The 21,975-nt window shown below is 56.7% G+C and carries 20 protein-coding genes and 2 tRNA genes; 12 read left to right on the forward strand and 10 right to left on the reverse strand.

All coding sequences use genetic code 11. The features are described 5' to 3' along the window. Positions 1 to 130 precede the first annotated feature (130 nt). Positions 131 to 949: a pyridoxal phosphatase gene (locus KVT28_RS06005; RefSeq protein ID WP_176971421.1), complete on the forward strand. Its 819-nt coding sequence runs from the start codon at positions 131 to 133 to the stop codon at positions 947 to 949. A 62-nt stretch (positions 950 to 1,011) separates the two neighbouring features. Here the strand turns inward: KVT28_RS06005 and modC are convergent, their stop codons facing one another. From modC to KVT28_RS06025, 4 genes are all read right to left on the reverse strand, one after another. Beyond that, positions 1,012 to 2,070 carry a molybdenum ABC transporter ATP-binding protein ModC gene (gene modC / locus KVT28_RS06010; protein WP_217547223.1) on the reverse strand — a complete coding sequence of 353 codons (1,059 nt, stop codon included), beginning with the start codon at positions 2,068 to 2,070 and terminating at the stop codon, positions 1,012 to 1,014. Beyond that, on the reverse strand, positions 2,070 to 2,762 hold the full coding sequence (gene modB, locus KVT28_RS06015) for a molybdate ABC transporter permease subunit (RefSeq protein ID WP_176971419.1): 693 nt from the start codon (positions 2,760 to 2,762) through the stop codon (positions 2,070 to 2,072). The genes modC and modB overlap by 1 nt, the downstream gene beginning before the upstream one ends. Then, positions 2,759 to 3,532, reverse strand: a complete 774-nt coding sequence (gene modA, locus KVT28_RS06020) for a molybdate ABC transporter substrate-binding protein (RefSeq protein WP_217547225.1) — start codon at positions 3,530 to 3,532, stop codon at positions 2,759 to 2,761. The genes modB and modA overlap by 4 nt, the downstream gene beginning before the upstream one ends. A 128-nt stretch (positions 3,533 to 3,660) precedes the next feature. Next, a complete protein-coding gene (locus KVT28_RS06025) occupies positions 3,661 to 3,819 on the reverse strand; it encodes an AcrZ family multidrug efflux pump-associated protein (protein WP_007890616.1) in 159 nt (52 codons plus the stop codon). 118 nt (positions 3,820 to 3,937) lie between these two features. Between KVT28_RS06025 and modE the strand changes: the two genes are divergently transcribed. From modE to gpmA, 6 genes are all read left to right on the forward strand, one after another. Then, positions 3,938 to 4,720, forward strand: coding sequence for a molybdenum-dependent transcriptional regulator (gene modE / locus KVT28_RS06030; RefSeq protein WP_210081565.1), 783 nt, complete (start codon positions 3,938 to 3,940; stop codon positions 4,718 to 4,720). 76 nt (positions 4,721 to 4,796) lie between these two features. Beyond that, a complete protein-coding gene (modF, locus tag KVT28_RS06035; RefSeq protein ID WP_217547227.1) occupies positions 4,797 to 6,269 on the forward strand; it encodes a molybdate ABC transporter ATP-binding protein ModF in 1,473 nt (490 codons plus the stop codon). 291 nt (positions 6,270 to 6,560) lie between these two features. Next, on the forward strand, positions 6,561 to 7,604 hold the full coding sequence (galT, locus tag KVT28_RS06040; protein ID WP_217547229.1) for a galactose-1-phosphate uridylyltransferase: 1,044 nt from the start codon (positions 6,561 to 6,563) through the stop codon (positions 7,602 to 7,604). Continuing rightward, positions 7,605 to 8,753: a galactokinase gene (gene galK, locus KVT28_RS06045; RefSeq protein ID WP_110865752.1), complete on the forward strand. Its 1,149-nt coding sequence runs from the start codon at positions 7,605 to 7,607 to the stop codon at positions 8,751 to 8,753. Beyond that, a complete protein-coding gene (galM, locus tag KVT28_RS06050; protein WP_217547232.1) occupies positions 8,747 to 9,781 on the forward strand; it encodes a galactose-1-epimerase in 1,035 nt (344 codons plus the stop codon). Before galK ends, galM begins: the two co-directional genes overlap by 7 nt. A gap of 150 nt (positions 9,782 to 9,931) precedes the next feature. Continuing rightward, positions 9,932 to 10,684, forward strand: coding sequence for a 2,3-diphosphoglycerate-dependent phosphoglycerate mutase (gpmA, locus tag KVT28_RS06055; RefSeq protein ID WP_008109047.1), 753 nt, complete (start codon positions 9,932 to 9,934; stop codon positions 10,682 to 10,684). A 61-nt stretch (positions 10,685 to 10,745) separates the two neighbouring features. Here gpmA and aroG read toward each other — a convergent pair whose 3' ends face one another. Then, complete coding sequence (aroG, locus tag KVT28_RS06060) at positions 10,746 to 11,798, reverse strand: 3-deoxy-7-phosphoheptulonate synthase AroG (RefSeq protein ID WP_110865751.1); 1,053 nt, start codon at positions 11,796 to 11,798, stop codon at positions 10,746 to 10,748. Positions 11,799 to 12,097: 299 nt separating this feature from the next. On the opposite strand from aroG, the gene KVT28_RS06065 reads away from it, so the two are divergent. The 4 genes from KVT28_RS06065 (at position 12,098) to zitB (ending at position 17,144) form a co-directional block, all read left to right on the forward strand. Next, positions 12,098 to 12,454, forward strand: coding sequence for a YbgS-like family protein (locus tag KVT28_RS06065; protein ID WP_192236776.1), 357 nt, complete (start codon positions 12,098 to 12,100; stop codon positions 12,452 to 12,454). A 103-nt stretch (positions 12,455 to 12,557) separates the two neighbouring features. Continuing rightward, positions 12,558 to 13,142, forward strand: coding sequence for a response regulator transcription factor (locus tag KVT28_RS06070; RefSeq protein WP_101763200.1), 585 nt, complete (start codon positions 12,558 to 12,560; stop codon positions 13,140 to 13,142). A 38-nt stretch (positions 13,143 to 13,180) separates the two neighbouring features. Continuing rightward, a complete protein-coding gene (locus tag KVT28_RS06075) occupies positions 13,181 to 16,210 on the forward strand; it encodes an ATP-binding protein (RefSeq protein WP_254633473.1) in 3,030 nt (1,009 codons plus the stop codon). Continuing rightward, on the forward strand, positions 16,179 to 17,144 hold the full coding sequence (gene zitB, locus KVT28_RS06080; RefSeq protein ID WP_210081558.1) for a CDF family zinc transporter ZitB: 966 nt from the start codon (positions 16,179 to 16,181) through the stop codon (positions 17,142 to 17,144). The genes KVT28_RS06075 and zitB overlap by 32 nt, the downstream gene beginning before the upstream one ends. On the opposite strand, the gene pnuC is transcribed toward zitB, so the two are convergent. The 3 genes from pnuC to KVT28_RS06095 form a co-directional block, all read right to left on the reverse strand. Further along, the gene (gene pnuC / locus KVT28_RS06085) at positions 17,138 to 17,860 is read right to left on the reverse strand and encodes a nicotinamide riboside transporter PnuC (protein ID WP_217547236.1); all 723 of its coding nucleotides are present in this window, start codon (positions 17,858 to 17,860) and stop codon (positions 17,138 to 17,140) included. The genes zitB and pnuC overlap by 7 nt on opposite strands. 27 nt (positions 17,861 to 17,887) lie before the next feature. Next, positions 17,888 to 18,949: a quinolinate synthase NadA gene (nadA, locus tag KVT28_RS06090; protein ID WP_101763203.1), complete on the reverse strand. Its 1,062-nt coding sequence runs from the start codon at positions 18,947 to 18,949 to the stop codon at positions 17,888 to 17,890. Between the two features lie 135 nt (positions 18,950 to 19,084). Continuing rightward, positions 19,085 to 19,591, reverse strand: coding sequence for a methylated-DNA--[protein]-cysteine S-methyltransferase (locus KVT28_RS06095; protein ID WP_101763204.1), 507 nt, complete (start codon positions 19,589 to 19,591; stop codon positions 19,085 to 19,087). 158 nt (positions 19,592 to 19,749) lie between these two features. Between KVT28_RS06095 and KVT28_RS06100 the strand changes: the two genes are divergently transcribed. Beyond that, positions 19,750 to 21,216 carry an AlkA N-terminal domain-containing protein gene (locus KVT28_RS06100; protein ID WP_217547562.1) on the forward strand — a complete coding sequence of 489 codons (1,467 nt, stop codon included), beginning with the start codon at positions 19,750 to 19,752 and terminating at the stop codon, positions 21,214 to 21,216. A 452-nt stretch (positions 21,217 to 21,668) separates the two neighbouring features. Here KVT28_RS06100 and KVT28_RS06105 read toward each other — a convergent pair. Both KVT28_RS06105 and KVT28_RS06110 read right to left on the reverse strand, forming a co-directional pair. Next, a tRNA-Lys gene (locus KVT28_RS06105) sits at positions 21,669 to 21,744 on the reverse strand. A 27-nt stretch (positions 21,745 to 21,771) separates the two neighbouring features. Beyond that, a tRNA-Lys gene (locus tag KVT28_RS06110) sits at positions 21,772 to 21,847 on the reverse strand. Positions 21,848 to 21,975: the final 128 nt, after the last annotated feature.

The following is a 21,975-nucleotide window of genomic DNA, read 5'->3' on the forward strand; positions in this document are numbered from 1 at the left end:
GCCTGATGAAAGGGATAACTGTAGCGCGTTTCATTTTGTCGCGCTGGATTCATTTGTGCCCTGTTTTTTGTCTCAGGGCCGTTGCCGGGTGTAGACTCAATGCTTTGCCAACTCCCGGACGGAAAGTGTAATGAGCTACCGCGTAATCGCCCTTGACCTCGACGGCACCCTGCTGACCCCGAACAAAACCATCTTGCCTGAATCCATCGAAGCGCTGGCCCGCGCGCAACAGGCGGGCGTGAAAGTGTTGATCGTCACCGGTCGCCACCACTGCGCTATCCACCCTTTTTATCAGGCACTTAAACTGGATACACCCGCAATTTGCTGTAATGGCACCTATTTGTATGATTATCCTGCGAAACAGGTGCTGGCCGCCGATCCGCTGGATAAAAGCAAAGCTGCTCGGGTGATTGAGATGCTGGATGAAGAGAACATCCACGGTCTGCTGTATGTCGATGATGCGATGCTGTACCAAACGCCAACCGGCCATGTGACGCGTACGCTTAACTGGGCGCAATCGTTGCCGGAAGCGCAGCGTCCGCTGTTCCTGCAGGTGCCAAGCCTGGCGCAGGCGGCGATTGAGGCTGATTCGATCTGGAAATTCGCGCTGTCGCATCCCGACACGCGCGCGCTGCAGCAGTTTGCCGAACGCACCGAAGCCGAACTCGGTCTGGCGTGTGAATGGTCGTGGCACGATCAGGTGGATATCGCCAAAGGCGGCAACAGCAAAGGCAAGCGTCTGGCGCAGTGGGTTGAAAGTCAGGGCTTTAGCATGCAAGACGTGCTGGCGTTTGGCGACAACTACAACGATCTCAGCATGCTGGAACAGGTGGGGTTGGGCGTGGCGATGGGCAATGCCGATGACGCCATCAAAGCGCGCGCCAAAAAGGTGATTGGCACCAATCTGGAGCCGGGCATCGCCGAAGTGATCTATCAAGAGGTTCTGTAACCGTAAGATGTCGCGGCGCAATTCATGGCGCGGATTTTACTCACACCGCGCAATGAATCCATTTATGCTGCTATCGACACGCTTTTGATCTGCGCATAAAGCCACTGATCCGGTCGAATGCCCAGCTCATCGCGCGCCCACGGCGAAATGCGCGCCCACAATTCGCTGATGCCAATGCGCAGCTTCACTTCCACCTGATCGTCAATCTCCAGCAGTTCAACCACCTGCGCCGGCAGAATATTGCGGATCGAGGTGTTATTCGGCGGCTGCAATGCCAGCGACACATCGGCTGAGGGGATGCGAATACGCAGCGGCGTTTTCAGCGGCTGATTCACCCGGCTCACCCAAATATGCTGATCGCCAAGCGACAGCGCGGTCATTGGGTAATCAGGATGCTGCTCCAGCACCTGCACGCGCAGCACGCTGGTGCGCTCGGCGAGCGGCAGCCACGGACGCATCGCCGAACTGCTCCACACTTTTTCCAGCGGACCAAAGGCTTTCACCTGGCCGGCATCCAGCACCAGCACGTTATCCGCCAGCTGCAGGATTTCATCGAGGCTGTGCGATACGTAAAGAATGGGAATATCGACCTGCTTCGCCAGCTTTTGCAGATAGGGCATCAGCTCACGTTTGCGCGGCAGATCAAGCGACGCCAGCGGCTCATCCATCAGCAGAATATCGGGCGCCGTCAGCAACGCGCGGCCTATCGCCACGCGCTGTTTTTCACCGCCCGAAAGCGACGCAGGAAAACGCGTCAGCAGCGATTCTAAACCCAGCAGCGCCACCAGCGCGTTGAACTGCGGCTTCATTGAGGCCGCCATGCCGTATTGCAGATTGCCGCGCACGCGATAATGTGGAAACAGCCGCGCGTCCTGAAACACATAGCCGATACGGCGCTTTTCCGGCGGCAAATTCACGCGCGTGGCCGAATCGAACAGCAGGCGATCGTTTAACTCAATACGCCCGCTCTGCGGCTGGGTTAATCCGCCAATCGCGTTAATCAACGAGGTTTTGCCCGCACCCGACACGCCGAAAATGGCGGTAATGCCGCTGGCGGGAATATTGACGTTAACGTCGAGCAGGTGCTCGCCCAACTGCTGAGAAAGTTGCAGATTGAGCATTATGCCGCTCCCAGCCGTTTACGGCCCCAGCGCGCCAGCAGCTCAGACGCCACCAGCGACATCAGCGCTAACGCTATCGCCACCGCACAGAGGCGCGCGGCGGTGCCTTCCGCGCCCGGCGTTTCAATCAGGGTAAACATCGCCGACGGAATGGTGCGCGTCTCGCCGGGAATGTTGGAGACAAATGTGATGGTGGCACCAAATTCACCCAGCGAACGGGCAAAGGCCAGCACCGTGCCAACAATAATGCCCGGCAAGGTGAGCGGAAGCGTGATGGTGAAAAATACGCGCCAGCGCCCGGCACCCAGCGTGCGTGCGGCCAGCTCCAGTTTGGTATCCACCGCTTCCAGCGCAAGACGAATTGCACGCACCATCAGCGGAAACGCCATCACCGCCGAAGCGATCACCGCGCCGCGCCAGCTAAAGGCAAAGGTGAAACCGAACCAGTCATACAGCCATTCGCCAATAAAACCGCGCCGGCCTAAGGCGATCAGCAGCAGATAGCCGACCACCACCGGTGGCAGCACCAGCGGCAGGTGGACGATGCTGTCCAACAGGGTTTTGCCCGGAAAGCGGCAGCGCGCCAGAATCCAGGCCATCAGGATGCCAAACGGCAAGCTGCATATCACAGCTACGCAGGACACTTTCAGGCTGAGAAAAACGGCCTGCCATTCGGGATCGCTCAATATCATTTCTTCGGCGTGAATCCATACTGTTTAAACACGGCAGCGGCATCCGGCCCCTGCAAATAGTTGTAGAAGGCTTCCACCGTTGCGTTCTGATGTTCTTTGACAATCGCCATCGGATATTCCACTGGCTTGTGGCTATCTTCCGGGAATCGTCCTACGACCTGCACTTTTTGGCTGGCCACCGCGTCCGAACCATACACGATGCCGTACGGCGTTTCGTTACGCTCAACCAATGCTAGCGCGGCGCGCACGTTGTTGGCTGGCGCCAGCTGCGGGGATAAAGCGTCCCACGCGCCGAGTTTTTGTAATGCTTCTTTGGCATAAATGCCGGCCGGCACGTGATCCGGATCGCCCACCGCCAGACGCTCGCCTTTCAGCAGGCGTTTCCAGTCGGTTTTGCTATCAAGGGTGACCGCTTTAGCCGCGTCGCTTTTCGGTGCAATCAGCACTAAATCGTTGCCAAGCAGCGTATAGCGCGTGCTGCTCACCACGCTGTTTTTTGCCACCACATCGTCCATCCACTGCTGATCGGCAGAGATGAACAGATCGGCCGGTGCGCCCTGATCGATCTGGCGCGCCAGCACCGAAGAAGAGGCAAAAGAGGATACCACTTCTACACCGCTTTTCTTCTGGTACTGCGTCGCAATGTCCTGCAGCGCATTGGTCAGCGATGCTGCTGCAAACACGGTGATTTTCTCTGCGGCCGCGGCATGACCGGCCAATGAAACGCTTAAAACGGTTGCAGCAGCCCAACGGTACTTGATGGTTCGCATTTGTTGCTCCTTGTTACGTTATATATTTGATAATACAACGTACGCGCAAATGCGTCATGAGCTTTATATCGGCAGGATTTTACGGAAGTTCAGAAACAAAACGCCCGCAGGAAGCGGGCGTTGAGAAATTAGTGTTGTGAGCTGTTGGCAGGACGATCGTCGCGGCGGCCAAATTTTGAGATGACGTTGAAAACTTCACCCAGGCCGTAAATCAAACCGAGCATAATCGCCATCACAATCGGCACCATGATGATAGCCACAGCCAGGCTTTTTAACAGTTCCAGCATGGAAACCTCACGCAGAAAATAAAAAAGTGATTGTAACGGTTAGCGAAAAAAACGCACTGCCCTTTTCGTGCTTTTACTTTTAAGCAGTAAACTGAGCGGATTAACCTAAGGAGCTGACATGCAGGCAGAACTTTCTCTCCATATTCGTCTTCAGCAAAAGCTGTTTGCCGATCCGCGTCGCATCGAATTACTGAAACGCGTGCAGCAAACCGGCTCCATCAGCCAGGGCGCGAAACTGGCGGGCATCAGTTATAAAAGTGCCTGGGATGCGATCAATGAGATGAATCAGCTGGCCGATCAAACGTTGGTGGATCGCGCCACCGGCGGCAAGGGCGGCGGCGGCGCGCAGCTGACGCGTTATGGCGAGCGGCTGATTCAGCTGTTCCAGTTGATGGAGCAGATCCAACAAAAGGCCTTCGATGTGCTGCAAAACGACAGCTTGCCGCTCGACAGTTTGCTGGCGGCGATTGCGCGTTTCTCGCTGCAAACCAGCGCGCGCAATCAGCTGTTTGGTACGGTGCTGGCCAGCGATCATCAGCAGGTGCAGCAGCACATTGAGGTGCTGCTCGCCGATGGCGTAACGCGCCTGCAGGTGGCGATCACCGCACGCAGTGCCGAACGCTTGCAGCTCGACAGCGGCAAAGAGGTGCTGGTGCTGATTAAAGCACCGTGGATTCACGTCAGTCACGCTGCCGCCAGCAGCGACAATCAACTGGCTGCGCAGATCAGCGCAATTGAGCCCGGCGATCAGCTTAGCGAAGTATTGATGGCGTTGCCGAGTGGCGAAACGCTGTGCGCGACCGTCACCAATGAGGCGGTGAAACAGCAGAATCTGCAGGTTGGTGCCAGCGTCACCGCCAGTTTTAATGCCGAACACGCCATCATCGCCACACTGCTCTGAAATCCACGCCATGATTTGACTTCCCCTGCGTGGCTGGCTAAAACTGGACGACACGATGCATAAAACGGAATAGATCATGGCTTCATTGCAAATTTCGCAAGGTACGTTTCACCTTAGCGCTACTCGAGCACTGTCCCTTAACGATTTAACCCTCAACAGCGGCGAAAGCTGGGCGTTTGTCGGCGCCAACGGCAGCGGCAAGTCATCGCTGGCGCGCGCCCTATCCGGCGAGTTGCAGCCCGGTAAAGGCAGCGTGCAGCAGGATTTTCAGCGTCGTACGCGCCTATCGCTGGAGCAGCTACAGAAACTGGTCAGCGATGAGTGGGAACGTAATAACACCGATCTACTGAGTGAAGGCGAAGACGATACCGGTCGCACCGCCGCACAGATCATTCAGGATGAAGTGCAAGATGAGGCGCGTTGTCAGGCGCTGGCGCAGCAGTTTGGCATCACTTATCTGCTTGATCGCCGGTTCAAATATCTCTCCACCGGCGAGACGCGCAAAACACTGTTGTGTCAGGCGCTAATGGCGCAGCCGGATCTGCTGATCCTCGATGAACCTTTCGATGGGCTGGATGTGGCGTCGCGCGCCAGCCTGGCGCAAACCCTCAACGATCTGCATCGAAGCGGTTTTAGCGTAGTGCTGGTGCTCAATCGCTTTGATGATATTCCCGATTTTGTCGAGAAGGTCGGCGTGTTGGCCGAATGCACGTTAACCCACGTGGGCGAACGGGGCGCGATTCTGGCCGAAGCGCTGGTGGCGCAGCTGGCGCACAGCGAGAAGCTTGCTGGCATGGCGCTGCCGCAGGCGGATCAACCCGATCAACTGCCGCAGCTGGCCGAAGATGCGCCGCGCGTGATGCTGCGCAACGGCGTGGTGTCGTACAACGACAAAGCGGTGATTGATGGCCTGAACTGGCAGGTTAATCCCGCTGAACACTGGCAGATTGTGGGGCCGAACGGCGCGGGTAAATCCACCCTGCTCAGTTTGGTAACCGGCGATCATCCACAGGGTTACAGCAACGATTTGACGCTGTTTGGCATCCGACGCGGCAGCGGTGAAACCATCTGGGACATCAAGCAGCACATCGGTTACGTCAGCAGCAGCCTGCACCTCGATTATCGCGTCAGCTGTAATGTGCGCACCGTGGTGCTCTCCGGCTTCTTCGATTCGATTGGTTTGTATCAGGCGGTGTCCGATCGGCAAAAAGCGCTGGCGCGTCAGTGGCTGGCGCTGCTCGGTATGGATAATCAGCTGGCGGATGCGCCGTTCCACAGTTTGTCGTGGGGCCAGCAGCGGCTGGTGCTGATTGCGCGCGCGCTGGTGAAACATCCCACGCTGCTGATCCTCGATGAACCGTTGCAGGGGCTGGATCCGATTAACCGCCAGCTAGTGCGCCGCTTTGTTGATGTGCTGATTGGCGAAGGCCGTACGCAACTACTGTTTGTCTCCCACCACGCCGAAGATGCGCCGCAGTGCATCACCCATCGCCTGAGTTTTGTCGCGCAGGAACAGGGTTACGGTTTCCTGCAAGAGTCGCTGCGTTAAATAGCGGTTGCCATAAGTGGCAATCCTACAAACATCTAACGTGCATAGCGCCATTGCCAAAATAATTCGAGCTGCGGCAAGCAGCAGCAGTTCGGAGTATGAAGGCAATGTAAGCGTTACCATTTCATCGCCTGGTAATTCAACAAACATACGCAACAACCCCACAAAATGAGAATCGTCACCTTGTGTAAACGATACCATTTATCCAGACTGGATCACGCTTTCACGCTGGTCTTTGTGCTACTTTGATCAAAATCATTTTTATCTGTTTGCCGTTTACCAGGACTCATCATGGAAAAATTTAACCCGGTCGATCACCCGCATCGCCGTTATAACCCATTGATCGATCAATGGGTGCTGGTCTCACCCCATCGCGCTAAGCGCCCGTGGCAAGGTGCGCAGGAAACCCCGGCACTGGAGCAACTGCCAGCGCACGATCCTGACTGCTTCCTTTGTGCTGGAAACACCCGCATTACCGGTGACAAAAACCCCAACTATAAAAGCACTTACGTGTTCACCAATGACTTTGCCGCGCTGATGACTAACACGCCAGACGCACCGCAAAGCGACGATCTGTTGATGCGCTGCGAAAGCGCGCGCGGTACCAGCCGGGTGATCTGCTTCTCGCCGGATCACAGCAAAACGCTGCCGGAACTGCCGCTGAGCGGGCTGGAAGATATCGTGCGGACCTGGCAGGAACAGACTGCCGATCTCGGTCAGCACTATCCGTGGGTGCAGGTGTTTGAAAACAAAGGTGCGGCGATGGGCTGCTCCAACCCGCATCCGCATGGCCAGATTTGGGCCAACAGCTTCCTGCCAAACGAAGCGCAGAAAGAAGATGACAACCAACGTCACTATTTTGCCGAGAAAGGCACGCCGCTGCTGGTCGATTACGCTGCGCGCGAGTTGAGCGATGGCAGCCGTACGGTGGTGGAAACCGAACACTGGCTGGCCGTGGTGCCGTGGTGGGCGGCGTGGCCGTTTGAAACCTTGCTGCTGCCGAAAGCCCATGTGAAACGCATCACCGATCTCTCCGAGCCGCAGCGCACCGATCTGGCGCTGGCGCTTAAGCAGCTCACCAGCCGCTACGACAACATGTTCCAGTGCTCTTTCCCCTATTCGATGGGCTGGCACGGCGCGCCGTTCAACGGCGAAGCCAACGATCACTGGCAGCTGCACGCACACTTCTATCCGCCGCTGCTGCGTTCAGCCACGGTACGCAAATTTATGGTTGGCTATGAAATGCTGGCCGAAACCCAACGTGATTTAACGGCGGAACAGGCAGCTGAACGTCTGCGTTCTGTCAGCGATGTCCATTTCCGCGAGGCGCAATAAATGTCATTAAAATCCATTACTCAACAGGTTTTCGCTGACACTTTCGGCTATCAGGCGACACACAGCATTCAGGCACCGGGCCGCGTCAATCTGATTGGCGAACACACCGACTACAACGATGGCTTTGTGCTGCCGTGCGCCATCGATTATCAAACCGTGATTGCCTGCGCCAAACGCGACGATCGCCAGGTGCGCGTGATTGCCGTCGATTACGACAATCAGCAGGACAGCTTCTCGCTGGATGCGCCGATTGAGCCGCTGAAAGAGCCAATGTGGGCCAACTACGTGCGCGGCGTGGTGAAACATCTGCAAAAACGCGATGCCAGCTTTGGCGGCGTGGATATGGTGATCAGCGGCAACGTGCCACAAGGCGCGGGCCTGAGTTCTTCGGCGTCGCTGGAAGTGGCGGTAGGTACCGTATTCCAGCAGCTGTATGCATTAAACCTCGATGGCGCAGCGATTGCGGTGAACGGTCAGGAAGCGGAAAACCAGTTTGTCGGCTGCAACTGCGGCATCATGGATCAGCTGATCTCGGCGCTCGGTCAGCCGGATCACGCCATGCTGCTGGATTGTCGTACGCTCGGCACGCGCGCGGTATCAATGCCGGAAGATGTCGCGGTGGTGATCATCAACTCCAACTTCCGTCGTAGCCTGGTGGGCAGCGAATACAATACGCGTCGTGAACAGTGTGAAACTGGCGCACGCTTCTTCAATAAACCGGCGCTGCGCGATGTGACGCTGGAAGAGTTTGAAGCCTCTGCTGGTGAGCTGGATGCGTTGGTGGCAAAACGCGTGCGTCACGTGATTAGCGAAAATGCGCGCACGCTGGAAGCCGCCGATGCGTTAAGCGCGGGCGATCTGAAACGCATGGGCGAACTGATGGCCGAATCGCACGCCTCAATGCGTGACGATTTCGAAATCACCGTGCCGCAAATCGATCAGCTGGTTGAGATTGTGAAAGCAGAAATCGGCCCGCGCGGCGGCGTGCGTATGACCGGCGGCGGTTTCGGTGGCTGCATCGTGGCGCTGATGCCAACCGATCTGGTCGATGCGGTGAAAGCGGTGGTCGCTGAGAAGTATGAAGCGCAAACCGGCATCAAAGAGACCTTCTACGTGTGCAAAGCGTCCGCAGGAGCAGGCCAATGGTAAGTGATGTGAATTCACACGCGCCAGACGGGCAACCGTGGCGCATCACTGTGCTGCGCAATCGCAACGGCATGGTGGCTACTTTTATGGATTGGGGCGCGACCTGGCTGTCAGCGCGCGTGCCAATGTTGGACCACAGCGTGCGTGAAGCGCTGCTCGGCTGTGCCACGCCGTCCGATTATCTGCATCAGGATGCTTATCTTGGCGCGACGATTGGCCGCTACGCGAACCGCATCGCCTCGGCCGAACTGAAGCCGCTTAACCTGCTGCTGGCAGCGAATCAGGGCGCACATCAGCTGCACGGCGGGCCGGAAGGTTTCGATAAACGTCGCTGGCAGATTCTCAGTCAGAGCGAAAGCGAGGTGCACTATCGCCTCGATTCGCCGGATGGCGATCAGGGTTATCCCGGCAATGTGATCGCCAATGTCATCTATCAACTTGATGACGATAATTGCTTGTCGATTCGCTATGAAGCGCAAACCGACAAGCCTTGCCCGGTCAATCTCACCAACCATGCTTACTTTAATCTTGATGCGCATCATGGTGATGCGCGCCAGCATCGCTTACAACTGCACGCCGATCGTTACCTGCCGGTGGACAGCGAAGGCATTCCTAACGCGCCGCTGAAAGAGGTGGCGGGAAACAGTTTTGATTTCCGCCAGCCGAAGCGCGTCGCCGATGAGTTCCTTGCCGATGACGATCAAAAAGCGGTGAAAGGCTATGACCACGCCTTTTTGCTTAACACCGCTGGCGACAGCAGCCAGCCCGCCGCCCATTTATGGTCTGCCGATGGCAAGCTGGAGCTGAGCGTGTTTACTGCCGCTCCGGCGCTGCAGTTCTACACCGGCAACTATCTGGCGGGAACACGCGCCCGTGAGCAGGACAGCTATACTGCTTTCCAGGGCATCGCTCTGGAGAGCGAATTTTTACCGGATTCGCCTAACCATGCAGAGTGGCCGCAGCCCGATTGCTGGCTGCAACCCGGCGACAGCTGGCAGTCCGTGACGCGTTATCGCTTCACGCCGCACTGAGCCACCGGATGAAAAACGCGCACTGCGCTGCCGACAGGCTTACGCCGTGCGTTGTTTTCCGCTATGGTATGGCGCTATTAGTGAGCCGCTTCTCAGTGGCCGCAGCCGGTTTCAATACTAATCGTAAATCGAGCATTAAGGAGTAAAGCTATGGCCGTAACTAAGCTGGTACTGGTGCGACACGGCGAAAGCCAGTGGAACCAGGAAAACCGCTTCACCGGATGGTACGACGTTGACCTGTCTGACAAAGGTCGCACTGAAGCCAAAGCAGCCGGTCAGCTGCTGAAGAAAGAAGGTTTCGTGTTTGATTTCGCTTACACCTCAGTGCTGAAGCGCGCTATCCATACCCTGTGGAACGTGCTGGATGAGCTGGATCAGGCTTGGCTGCCGGTTGAAAAAACCTGGCGTCTGAACGAGCGTCACTACGGTGCGCTGCAAGGTCTGGATAAAGCAGAAACCGCCGCTAAATACGGTGACGAGCAAGTGAAACAGTGGCGTCGTGGCTTTGCTATCACGCCACCAGAACTGGATCGCGCTGATGAGCGTTTCCCAGGCCACGATCCGCGTTACGCTTCACTGACTGACGCGCAGTTGCCAACCACCGAAAGCCTGGCGCTGACCATCGAACGCGTGATTCCTTACTGGAACGAAAGCATTCTGCCGCGCATTAAGAGCGGTGAGAAAGTGATCGTTGCTGCACACGGCAACTCACTGCGTGCCCTGGTTAAATACCTCGACAACCTGAGCGAAGACGAGATCCTCGAACTGAACATCCCAACTGGCGTGCCGTTGGTGTATGAGTTCGATGAGAACTTCAAGCCACTCAAACGTTACTATCTGGGTGATGCTGATGAGATTGCTGCGAAAGCCGCAGCCGTAGCAAACCAGGGTAAAGCGAAGTAAGCGAACGCTGAAACGCAAAAAGGCCAGACGCAAGTCTGGCCTTTTTTATTGCCGCATTGGCTTAGCTGCGGCGCTGTTTGACCGCCTGAGCCAGCTGACGCAACGCCTTCTCAGTGTCTTCCCAGCCGATACAGGCATCTGTCACGCTCTGGCCGTACACCAGCGGTTTGCCGCTTTCGAGGCTCTGATTACCTTCCACCAGATGACTCTCGATCATCACGCCAGTAATCGCCTGCTCACCACCGGCAATTTGCTGTGCCACGTCGTCGGCAACCACCATCTGACGTTGGAACTGCTTGCTGCTATTAGCATGGCTGAAGTCGATCATCACTTGCGGACGCAAGCCTGCTTTCTCCAGACCGGTTTTCACGGCCGCCACGTGTTCGGCGCTGTAGTTCGGCTCTTTGCCGCCGCGCAGGATGATGTGGCAGTCTTCGTTACCGCTGGTTTCGACTATCGCCGAGTGACCATATTTGGTGACTGACAGGAAGCAGTGTGGCGCGCTGGCCGCACCGATGGCGTCAATCGCCACTTTGATGGTGCCGTCGGTACCGTTTTTGAAGCCCACCGGGCAAGAGAGGCCGGAAGAGAGTTCGCGATGCACCTGCGATTCGGTGGTACGTGCACCAATCGCGCCCCAGCTCATCAGGTCGGCCATATATTGTGGCGTGATCATATCGAGGAACTCACCGGCGGCTGGCAACCCGATATCGTTGATATCCACCAGCAGCTTGCGCGCCAGGCGCAGGCCGTCATTGATCTGGAAGCTGCCATCCATAAACGGGTCGTTGATCAGCCCTTTCCAGCCCACCGTGGTGCGCGGTTTTTCAAAGTAAACGCGCATCACCACTTCGAGATCGTCTTTCAGCTCATCACGCAGTGCCAGCAGGCGCGTCGCATACTCTTGCGCAGCTTGGGTATCGTGAATTGAGCACGGACCGATCACCACCAGCAGACGATCGTCTTCGCCATGAAGAATGCGGTGAATCGCCTGACGTGACTGCGCTACGGTTGCAGCCGCTTTATCGGTGGCGGGGAATTTTTCAAGCAAAGCAACAGGAGGCAGTAACTCTTTGATCTCTCTGATGCGTAAATCATCGTTCTGGTAATCCATACACAATTCCATTCAAATTTCTGGCCCAACGTCCGTCGGGCGCAACCCGCCCACTTTAGCCCTTCACGCGGTGGGTGTAAATTACGCACCGCGCTTAAAATGTACATCTCAAATTTGCATTTATATATCCATGCACTAAGCTTTTTAAATGTAAGCACTAAGGAATGATGTGTTTGCAAAATTAAATTTTTAAGTGAAGCGTATAAGGTGGATTTTATTCCATCGCGGCACGCTATTTTCGTCACTCAACACCAGCGGGTGTTAGACGGCAACTATCCATTAATTACTGGAGCATAATGATGAATAAGTTTGCAATGATCTTTCTGACAGCAGCGATGACCATGGGTAGCGGTGCTGTAATGGCTGCGGATAACAACAATGGTGCGGCCAACGCTTCAGCTGAAGCCGGTGCAGCAGCTGGCGGTGCAAAACAAAATCTGCCACCTAATAATGTTGATAACAGCAAAATTAACAGCGGTAGCACCAATACCAACAGCGCAGCAACGTCAGGCACTGACTCAAGCAATATGTCAGCCAACCAGGTGCACAAAAACAGCATGTGCAAAGACGGCAAATGCCCGGACATGAATAAAAAAGTCGACACCAAAGAGGGTGGCGGCCACGTGAAACATAAAACAGACGGTACTTCGCAATAAGTTTCCTTCTGTTTGATCAAGGGAGAGCTTCGGCTCTCCCTTTTATTTTGCCCCCCGCCCTTTTCCGCTATGCTGAAGCAATGAAATTCACAGGAACTGTTTCATGGCTTCATTGCTGCTTATTGATGATCACCCGTTAGTTGCCGTCGCACTGGAAGCGGCTTGCGTTAATGCTCCTATCATGTTGAATATTCACGCCGCTGGCGACGAAGCGCAGGCGCGCCAACTGCTTCAACAACATCCCATCGATTTAATTGTGCTGGATATCGGTTTACCCGATTGCGACGGACTCGAACTGCTGCGCCGGTTGCGCGTGCGTAATCAGCACTGCCCGGTGTTGATCTATTCCGCGCAGCAGAGCCGCCACACGCTGCTCAGCGCCGTGTCGCTTGGCGCTGCCGGTTACGTGGTGAAAAGCCAAAGCATGGCGCAACTGCTGAGCGCGATTCTGGCGGTGCTCGGCGGCCAGCAGGCTTTTCCGCCGCTGCCGGAACGTATCGAACTGCCGTTAACCGAGAAAGAGCAGCAGATTGTAGCGCTGCTGGTGCGCGGCCTTTCGAATTTGCAGATTGGCGAACAGCTGCATATCAGCAATAAAACCGTTAGCACTCACAAGAAGAACATCCTGGAGAAAACCGGCGTACAGTCGGTGGTTGAGCTGGCTGAGCTGTGGAAAGCGCAGCAGTGAGGATCTGTTTGCTGCTGTGTACGCTGCTGCTGAGTGTGATGGCGAAAGCCGATCTGCAACCCGCCAGCAGCGTGATGCTACCCGCGATGATGCCGGCCCCGCACGCCGAGCCGTGGCCTGGCGCAACGTTGCGCGTCGCGGTGCCGGCACAAAACAGCGCACCCTGGGCGATGCGTATTGGCGATCACATCTGGGGCATCGACGCCGACTATCTCAGCGCCCTAAGCCAGTTGACCGGTACGCATTTCACGCTGCAAAGCTATGCCGATCGCGCGCAGCAACTGGCAGCCTTGCAGCGCGGCGAGGTGGATTTGGTGTTAAGTAATCAACATGCCCAGCTCCCATCCGATGTGCTGCTCAGCGACAGCTGGTACAGCAGCCCGATTCGCATCTATCGCAACCGGGATAATCAGCGCGCGGTGATGTTCAATAGCGAAACCGCGCAGCTCACCATTGCCGAAGCGACGCTGGCGCAGTTGCCCACTGAATTTGTGCAGCAGCATCGCTGGCACACCTTGCCGGGCGATCTGCAGGCGCTGTATGCGCTGCTCAATCAGCAAAGCGATTATCTGGTCGCCGATGAAGCCAGCGCCGGTTTCTTGCTGGGCCAGCTGCAGCAAGGACAAATTTACCAAATCACTGCCGATCCTGGCGCGGGCGAATTAACGCTACGCGCAATGACGCGCAATGCCGCGCTGATCCACTGGCTTAACAGCCAGCTGCGCCTGCTGCCCGCCGAGTTCAGCAGTCGGGTCCAGCAGCGCTGGAGCCCGCCGCTGCTGCGTTATCAGGACACACAAACTCTGATGCTGTCGGCCAGCGAAAAGCAGTGGCTGGCGCAACATACTGAGATTCCGTATGCGGTTGAGGCGGATAACGCGCCCTGGAGTTATCGCGACAGCAGCGGCAACGCGCGCGGCTTCGGCATCGACATGCTGAACGCGCTGAGCCAAAGTACCGGCCTGCGTTTTACCCCGCGCTGGGTCAACAATCCGCAGCAGGCCGCCACGCTACTGCAGCAACAGCAGGTGATGCTCAACCTGTTGCAGCCGCTGTATGGCGACGATCCCGGCAGCAATACTTTGCCGGTATGGCGCGCCATTTGGGGCATTTACACGCTTGCCACGCATCAGCCAATGAACTGGCAATCGTTACAAGGCCAGCGCGTGGGCGTATTACGCGACGATCTCGCCATACGTTTGCTGCCGTCAGGTATTACGCCGCAGCCGTTCGACGATCGGACGCAGCTGTGGCAAGCGCTGAATAACGGTCAGATCGATGCGCTGGTAGATAACGTGCTCTCTGCCCGCTGGCGTATGGCGAGTCACGAAGATAATCGTGTGCATCTGGCGTTTGCTGCCAGCGATATCGCCTGGCCGCTGGCGCCGCAGGTCAGTGCTGAACAGCCTGAGCTGCGCGCCCTGCTCGACCATGCATTGCAGCAAATCCCGCCTGATACGCTCAACCAGATGCGCGTCAGCTGGTCACAGCCGCCGCAGCCCGGCACGACGATGGCGATGCGCAATATTCCGCTGATGATTTTGCTTGCGGCAGGCGTAATTATTCTGTTGCTGTTGGGCTTGCTGGCGCGTCGTTACTGGCAGCAGCGCCGTGACCGATTGCAGCGTGAGCAGGCCGAACGCGCCAATGCCGCCAAAAGCCAGTTTCTTGCCACTGCCAGCCACGAACTGCGCACGCCGATGCAGGCGATACTCGGTTTGCTGGAGCTGGAACAGCAGCAGCATCCGAGTGAACGGCTGGCGCTGATGCACAGCAGCGCGCGGTCGCTGATGGCGCTATTGAACGACTTGCAGGATCACGCGCGTATTGAGAGCCAGAGCTTCCGTCTGGCGCCGCGTCCGCTCAATCTGACGCTCTGGCTGCAGCAACAGCAGCAGTTTTATCATCCCTTAATGCGCGATGCCGGGCCGAACCTGATTGCCGAAGCCCTGACGCCGCTGCCTGCCAGCGTGTTGCTGGATGGCGATCGCCTGCAGCAGGTGGTGAATAATCTGGTGGCCAACGCCCTGAAGTTTACCCGCGAAGGCGAAGTGCGCCTGTCGCTGGCGGTCAGTGAGCACATCCAGCTTACGGTCACCGACACCGGCAGCGGCATCCCGCTTAACGAGCAGGCAAAACTGTTTGAGCCGTGGTATCAGGCGCCGTCCGGCAAAAGCCATGCGGTGCAAGGCAGCGGCTTAGGTTTGTTTATCTGTCGCGAGATTGTGCAACGAATGGGCGGTACGCTAACGCTCACTTCAGCACCGGGCAGCGGCACCACAGTCAGCGTGCAGTTGCCATTAGTCGTGAGCCAAGAGCCGTTAACCGAGCGCACAGCCAGCTGGCCTGTTTACCCGCAGCTGCGCGTGGCGATTGTGGACGATCACCCGACCAATCTTTTGGTGATGCAGCAGCAGCTGGCGATGTTTGGCGTTGAGGCGCAGGTATTTGAAGAGGGCCGAGCGCTGCTGCGCGCCGATGCTCAGCGCGCCTTCGATATTCTGTTTATCGACCAGATGATGCCGCGCCCGGATGGTTTAACGCTGCTGCGTATTCTGCGCCGTCGTCAGCGCCAGCGCGGCAGCACCTCGCTGCGCGTGCTCTGCTCTGCAGATGTTCAGTTGCTGAAAATCGCCTTGCTGGATGACGAAGCTCTGCTGCTCAAACCCATTGAGCTCGATCATCTGGCACCGCTGCTGGCGCGCGCAGTAAAAGATCCATTGGATGTCTTGCCAAACAGCTTACTGATTCTGGCGCAGGATAATCAGGCATTTATTCCGCGCATCTGTCAAACCTTGCAGCGCACGCTGCAACAGGATCGGGATTTGCTGTTGAACGCGCGCGATACACAAAATTGGACGGCGCTGGAACAGGCTGCACACCGCATGAAGGGCAGCTGGTTGATGCTGGGCATTGATGAGGTAGCCGAGCGCTGTCAGCAGTTGATTGAGCAGGTTAAACAGCAGCAGTTGCCGCTTGATGATCTCAATTTACTGATATCATTAACAAACAGGTTACTTAAACAACTGGATAATTATGGCACACACGCATTCTCACGGGACCGCTAACGGCAACCGCAAACGACTGGCCGCGGCGTTTGGCGTAACGGCGCTGTTTATGGTGGCCGAAGTGATCGGCGGGCTGGTTTCTGGCTCGCTGGCGCTGCTGGCCGATGCCGGACATATGTTGACCGATGCCGCCGCGCTGCTGATGGCGTTACTCGCGGTGCAGTTTGCTCAGCGCAAGCCTAACGCGCGCCATACCTTCGGCTTGCTGCGTCTCACCACCTTAGCGGCGTTCGTCAACGCCATTGCGCTATTGGTGATTACGGTGCTGATTGTCTGGGAAGCGCTGCGTCGCTTCTATGAACCCCAGCCGATTGCCGGCGGATTGATGCTCGGCATCGCCATTGCCGGTTTGCTGGCCAATCTGCTGTCGTTCTGGCTGCTGCATCGCGGCAGCGAAGAGAAGAATCTCAACGTACGTGCGGCGGCATTGCATGTGCTGGGCGATTTGCTGGGTTCGGTCGGTGCGATTGTCGCGGCGGTGATCATCATGCTGACCGGCTGGACGCCAATCGACCCGATTTTGTCGCTGCTGGTGTCATTGCTGGTGGTACGTAGCGCCTGGTCGCTGCTGCGCGAGAGCCTGCATGAGTTGCTGGAAGGTGCGCCGGGCCATATCAACGCGGATAAACTGACACGTGAGCTGACGCGCAATATCGATGAAGTACGTAACGTGCATCACGTTCATTTGTGGCAAGTGGGTGAAAAACCGGTGCTGACGCTGCATGTGCAGGTGATTCCGCCATACGATCATGACGGCCTGCTTAAGCGCATTCACCACTATTTGCATGAGCACTATCAGATTGCCCACGCCACGGTGCAGATGGAATATCAGCCGTGCAGCGGGCCGGACTGCGAGTTGTGTTTAGATAATAGCGCCGCGCAGCACGATCACCACGATCATGCTGCGCTGGAAGGTCACGCTCATCATCACTGATGGGACAGCGCGCGCGAGCCATGTTCGCGTGCGCTTTGCATCCACAGGCGCGAACCGTTAAGCGCAATCAGCGTCAGAATCGCGTACTCCAGTGACATGGCATATACGCCCTGACGCGCAAAGATCATCACGCTGATAACGTTGATCACGACCCAAAGCAGCCAGTTCTCAACATATTTTCGCGTCATCAAAATCATCGCCACAATCGACAGCACCATCATGCACGAATCCCAGAACGGGAACGCGTCAGGCTGCAGTTGCGGCATCGCCACGTTAAGCCCCAGACTCTGCATAATGCCGACCGCTGTTTTGGTCAGGAAGGCAAAGACCGGATCGATGTACACCGTCATCAGCGCAATCGCCACCACGCACGCCGCGCCCCAGCCCAATGCTTTCGGCAGCGGCAGCCAGCGAATTCTCAGCTCCGTTTCGTTGTTAGAGGTTTGCCGACTCCACGCGTACCAGCCGTAAACGTTGGCGACGAAGAAGAACAGTTGCAGCAACAAGCTGGCGTAGAGCTGAATCTGGAAGAAAATCACCGCGAACAGCGTGACGTTTATCAGCCCGAAAAAGTAGTTGATGATTTTCTCAAGGCTGGCGAGCCAGATGCAGAGCAGGCCCGCAAGGGTGCCAACGCCTTCGATCCATGAGAGATCGTAGCCGCCAACGCCGAGCGGAATGTGAACCAGAATATTTTGCGTGCTAAAGAAGTCCATATAAGGTGCCTGTGTAACGGGAGCCCGTCATGCATTCCCTTTGATTTTAAGTTTGAGATCTGCAGCAAAGGATAGCATGCGGTTGAGCGGTAGCAACGCGGCCTCACGCAATGCGCTATCCACATGGATCTCATGCGCGCTGCCGCCACGCTCCAGTCCTTCGGCAATCGCTTTCAGGCCGTTCATCGCCATCCAAGGACAGTGCGCACAGCTGCGGCAGGTGGCGCCCTCGCCTGCGGTGGGCGCTTCCAGCAACTCTTTGTTCGGCACCGCCTGCTGCATTTTGTAGAAGATGCCGCGATCGGTGGCGACGATCATCTGCGGATGCGGCAAACTTTGCGCCGCCTGAATCAGCTGACTGGTGGATCCCACCGCATCAGCCAGATCGACAATCGCCTGCGGTGATTCAGGATGCACCAGCACCGCCGCATGCGGATAGAGCGCCTTCATGCGTTGCAAAGCCTGTGTTTTGAATTCGTCATGCACAATACAGGCGCCCTGCCAGCACAGCACATCCGCGCCGGATTTTTGCGTGACGTAGCGGCCGAGATGGCGATCCGGTGCCCAGATGATTTTCTCGCCGAGGCTGTCAAGATGCTCAATCAGCTCAACCGCGATGCTCGAGGTGACGACCCAATCCGCACGCGCTTTAACCGCCGCCGAGGTGTTGGCATACACCACCACAGTGCGATCGGGATGCTGATCGCAGAAGCGGTTAAATTCTTCAATTGGGCAACCGAGATCGAGCGAGCATTCCGCCTGCAAGGTGGGCATCAGCACGGTTTTTTCCGGGCTAAGGATTTTTGCGGTTTCACCCATAAAACGCACGCCCGCCACCAGCAAGGTTTTAGCGGGATGGGTGCTGCCGAAACGCGCCATTTCCAGTGAGTCCGATACGCAGCCGCCGGTCTCTTCCGCCAGCGCCTGAATTTCGGGATCGGTGTAGTAATGCGCCACCATCACCGCATCGCGTTCTTTCAGCAAGCGTTTGATTTTGTTTTTGTAGTGGGCTTTTTCATCGTCGCTGAGACGTGCCGGTTTCGGCGGGAAAGGATAGATCGCGCTTTCAGGATCGAACATCAGGCTCATGACACGGCTCTCGTTTTCTCAATTTAACAAAATTGCCTGTTACGGCAATGATGCGGCATCAAAACCGCTATCGTGTTTTATATGCTAAACACGATAGCGGAATTGCGCGAGAGTGTCGTCTCTTTTTTGCGCGCTCTACAGCAACAATGCGCTGCTCAACGTTTTCTGCGGACTTTCCAGCTCCAGCAGGAAGGCTTTAACGGTGAGTCCGCCTGCAAAACCGGTGAGTTTGCCGTTGCTGCCAATCACGCGATGGCACGGCGCCATAATCGACAGCGGGTTTTTACCGTTCGCTGCGCCCACGGCGCGCACCGCTTTCGGATTGCCGATCTGCTCGGCGATTTGCAGGTAGCTGCGCGTTTCTCCAAACGGGATGGTGAGCAGCGCCTGCCACACTTTTTTCTGGAACTCGGTGCCGACGGTGTCGTACGGCATATCAAACTGCTGACGCTCACCGGCGAAATATTCGCGCAGCTGGCGTTCGGCCTCACACAGAATCGGATGCTGATCGTTACGGCTGATCGGTTTCAGCGGCACGCGCTGCGCCCCTTCGTTTTCCCACAGAATCGCCGACAATCCTTTATCGGTGGCAACAAGCGTGAGCTCACCAACGGGCGTCGCGATGATTTTGGCATGATACATGGTGCACCTCCGGCATATTCTCTGCTGGCGATTATCGCATTTCCGTCGCAGGAAACTGGCTGTTTTCGGTCATCAGCATAAACTGGTTAGCTGTCCGAAAGCAGCGAGTTTTCCTGTTCAGCTTGCGCGACTATGCCGTTTATTTGCCGGAGACGATGATGTTTGATGCTGAAATTGCGTACCAGGCGCTGACGTCGCGCGATAGCCGCTTCGACGGGCTGTTTTTTGTTGGCGTGACATCCACCGGCATTTATTGCCGCCCCATTTGTCCAGTGAAAGCGCCGATGCAGAAGAACTGCCTGTTTTTTAGCAGCGCAGAGGCCGCCGAGAAAGCGCACTTCCGTCCGTGTTTACGCTGCCGTCCGGAACTGGCGCCCGGCTCTGCGCCGGTGGATAGCCATCACCGCATTGCCGATCGTTTAATTCGCCGCATCGAAGAGGGCTTGCTGGAAGAGCAGGAGACGCTGGCAGACATCGCTGGCGAGTTTGACCTCAGTGAACGTCAATTGCGTCGCGTGGTGCAGCAGGAGCTCGGCGTATCGCCTTTAGAGCTGCGTCAGACACGTCGTATGCTGCTAGCCAAGCAACTTCTGACAGAAACCTTTTTGCCGGTCACGGAAATTGCTTACGCCAGCGGCTTCCGCAGTTTGAGGCGCTTTAACGATGTGTTCCAGGCGCGCTATCGCATGACGCCCTCCCGCCTGCGCAAGCAGAATCAACCCGACGCCGTGAAAACCACGCAGGAGAGCGCCGAACTGCGCCTGAGTTATCGGCCGCCTTACGATTGGGATGCGATGCTCGATTTCCTGCAACAGCGCGTGATGAAGGAAGTGGAATGGGTGAACGAGGGCATGTATCACCGCACCGTGGCGCTGGGCAACTGTCGCGGCTGGGTGCGTGTGAGCCATGTTGCGGAGAAACAGTCGCTGAAGGTGCAATTCACAACGTCGCTGACGCCAGCGCTGCCCGCTCTGCTGCGTCGGCTACGCGATTTGTTTGACCTGGATGCGCAGCCACAGCGCATAGCAGAGCATTTAAGCCACGAGCCGTTATTAGCCGAGAGCTTATCGCGCTTTCCCGGCTTACGCGTTCCTGGTGCGTTTGACGGCTTTGAGTTGGGTGTGCGCGCGATACTCGGCCAGCAGGTTACCGTCAAAGCCGCAACCACGCTAAGCAGCCGAATGGCACAGCGTTTTGGTGAGCCGCTGGTGACGCCGTGGTCAGAACTTTCGCGTTTGCCGCCAAATGCGGAGTCGCTGGCGGCGGCGAGCATTGATGATATTGCCAGCCTGGGAATCGTCAGTGCGCGTTCACATGCCATTCAGGCGTTGGCGCAGACCTGTGCTTCCGGCGCATTACGCTTTAACGGTGCGGTGAATCCGGACGTGGTTCAGCAGCAGTTACTGGCGCTGAAAGGCATAGGGCCGTGGACGGCAAGTTATATCGCCATGCGCGCGCTGCGTTGGCCTGATGCGTTTCCCAAAGAGGATATTGCGATTCGTAATAATCTCGGCGGCGTGAGTGCCAAAGTGGCGGAGCAGTTATCGCAGGTTTGGCGGCCGTGGCGCAGCTATGCGGTGCTGCATATCTGGAAAAGTCTGACGCCGGTTAAGGTTAAAAAATAGATTGGGCTTAAAAGCTTGCCAACCAGCCGGAAGGACCGGGCGGTTCCGTAAAGTCGCCGTGGATACATCCCTGTAGGCTCTGCCGGCGCATCCATGCGCCGGAAGCTTTACTCCACCGCCCGGCCCTTCCGTCTTCGTCCAGCATGCGTGCGATTATTTCAAGCAACGACAAAGCATAAGGGCCAGAAAAGGCGGGAGCGGAAGGAGCGAAGCGTCCGAGCCATGGACAAAAACGCCGGGAGCGTTTTTGCACAACGCGAAGCGTTGCCCGCTTGCGGGCGAGCCTCATGGATGAGGCGAGTACTTGCGAGGCCGATCCACAGGGATGTGATGTGTCTTCGCGATCCGTCCCGCCTTTTAGAGCCCGGCCCCCATCCCAAAGCAACACTGCAAAAATTTTATTAAAACGTAAAAAAGCAAAAAGGCGCCTTTAGGGCGCCTTTCTACATAACTGGTGGGTCGTGCAGGATTCGAACCTGCGACCAATTGATTAAAAGTCAACTGCTCTACCAACTGAGCTAACGACCCGCTGTGGGGCTTACAACCTTTACTTGATGGTGGGTCGTGCAGGATTCGAACCTGCGACCAATTGATTAAAAGTCAACTGCTCTACCAACTGAGCTAACGACCCATCAAGGTTGTGAAGCTTACTGAAGAAATCATCTCACTTACAACGGGTTGAGATGGTGGGTCGTGCAGGATTCGAACCTGCGACCAATTGATTAAAAGTCAACTGCTCTACCAACTGAGCTAACGACC

Origin of the sequence: Pantoea sp. GbtcB22, assembly GCF_019091025.1 — a bacterium.
GTDB classification, from domain to species: domain Bacteria; phylum Pseudomonadota; class Gammaproteobacteria; order Enterobacterales; family Enterobacteriaceae; genus Pantoea; species Pantoea leporis.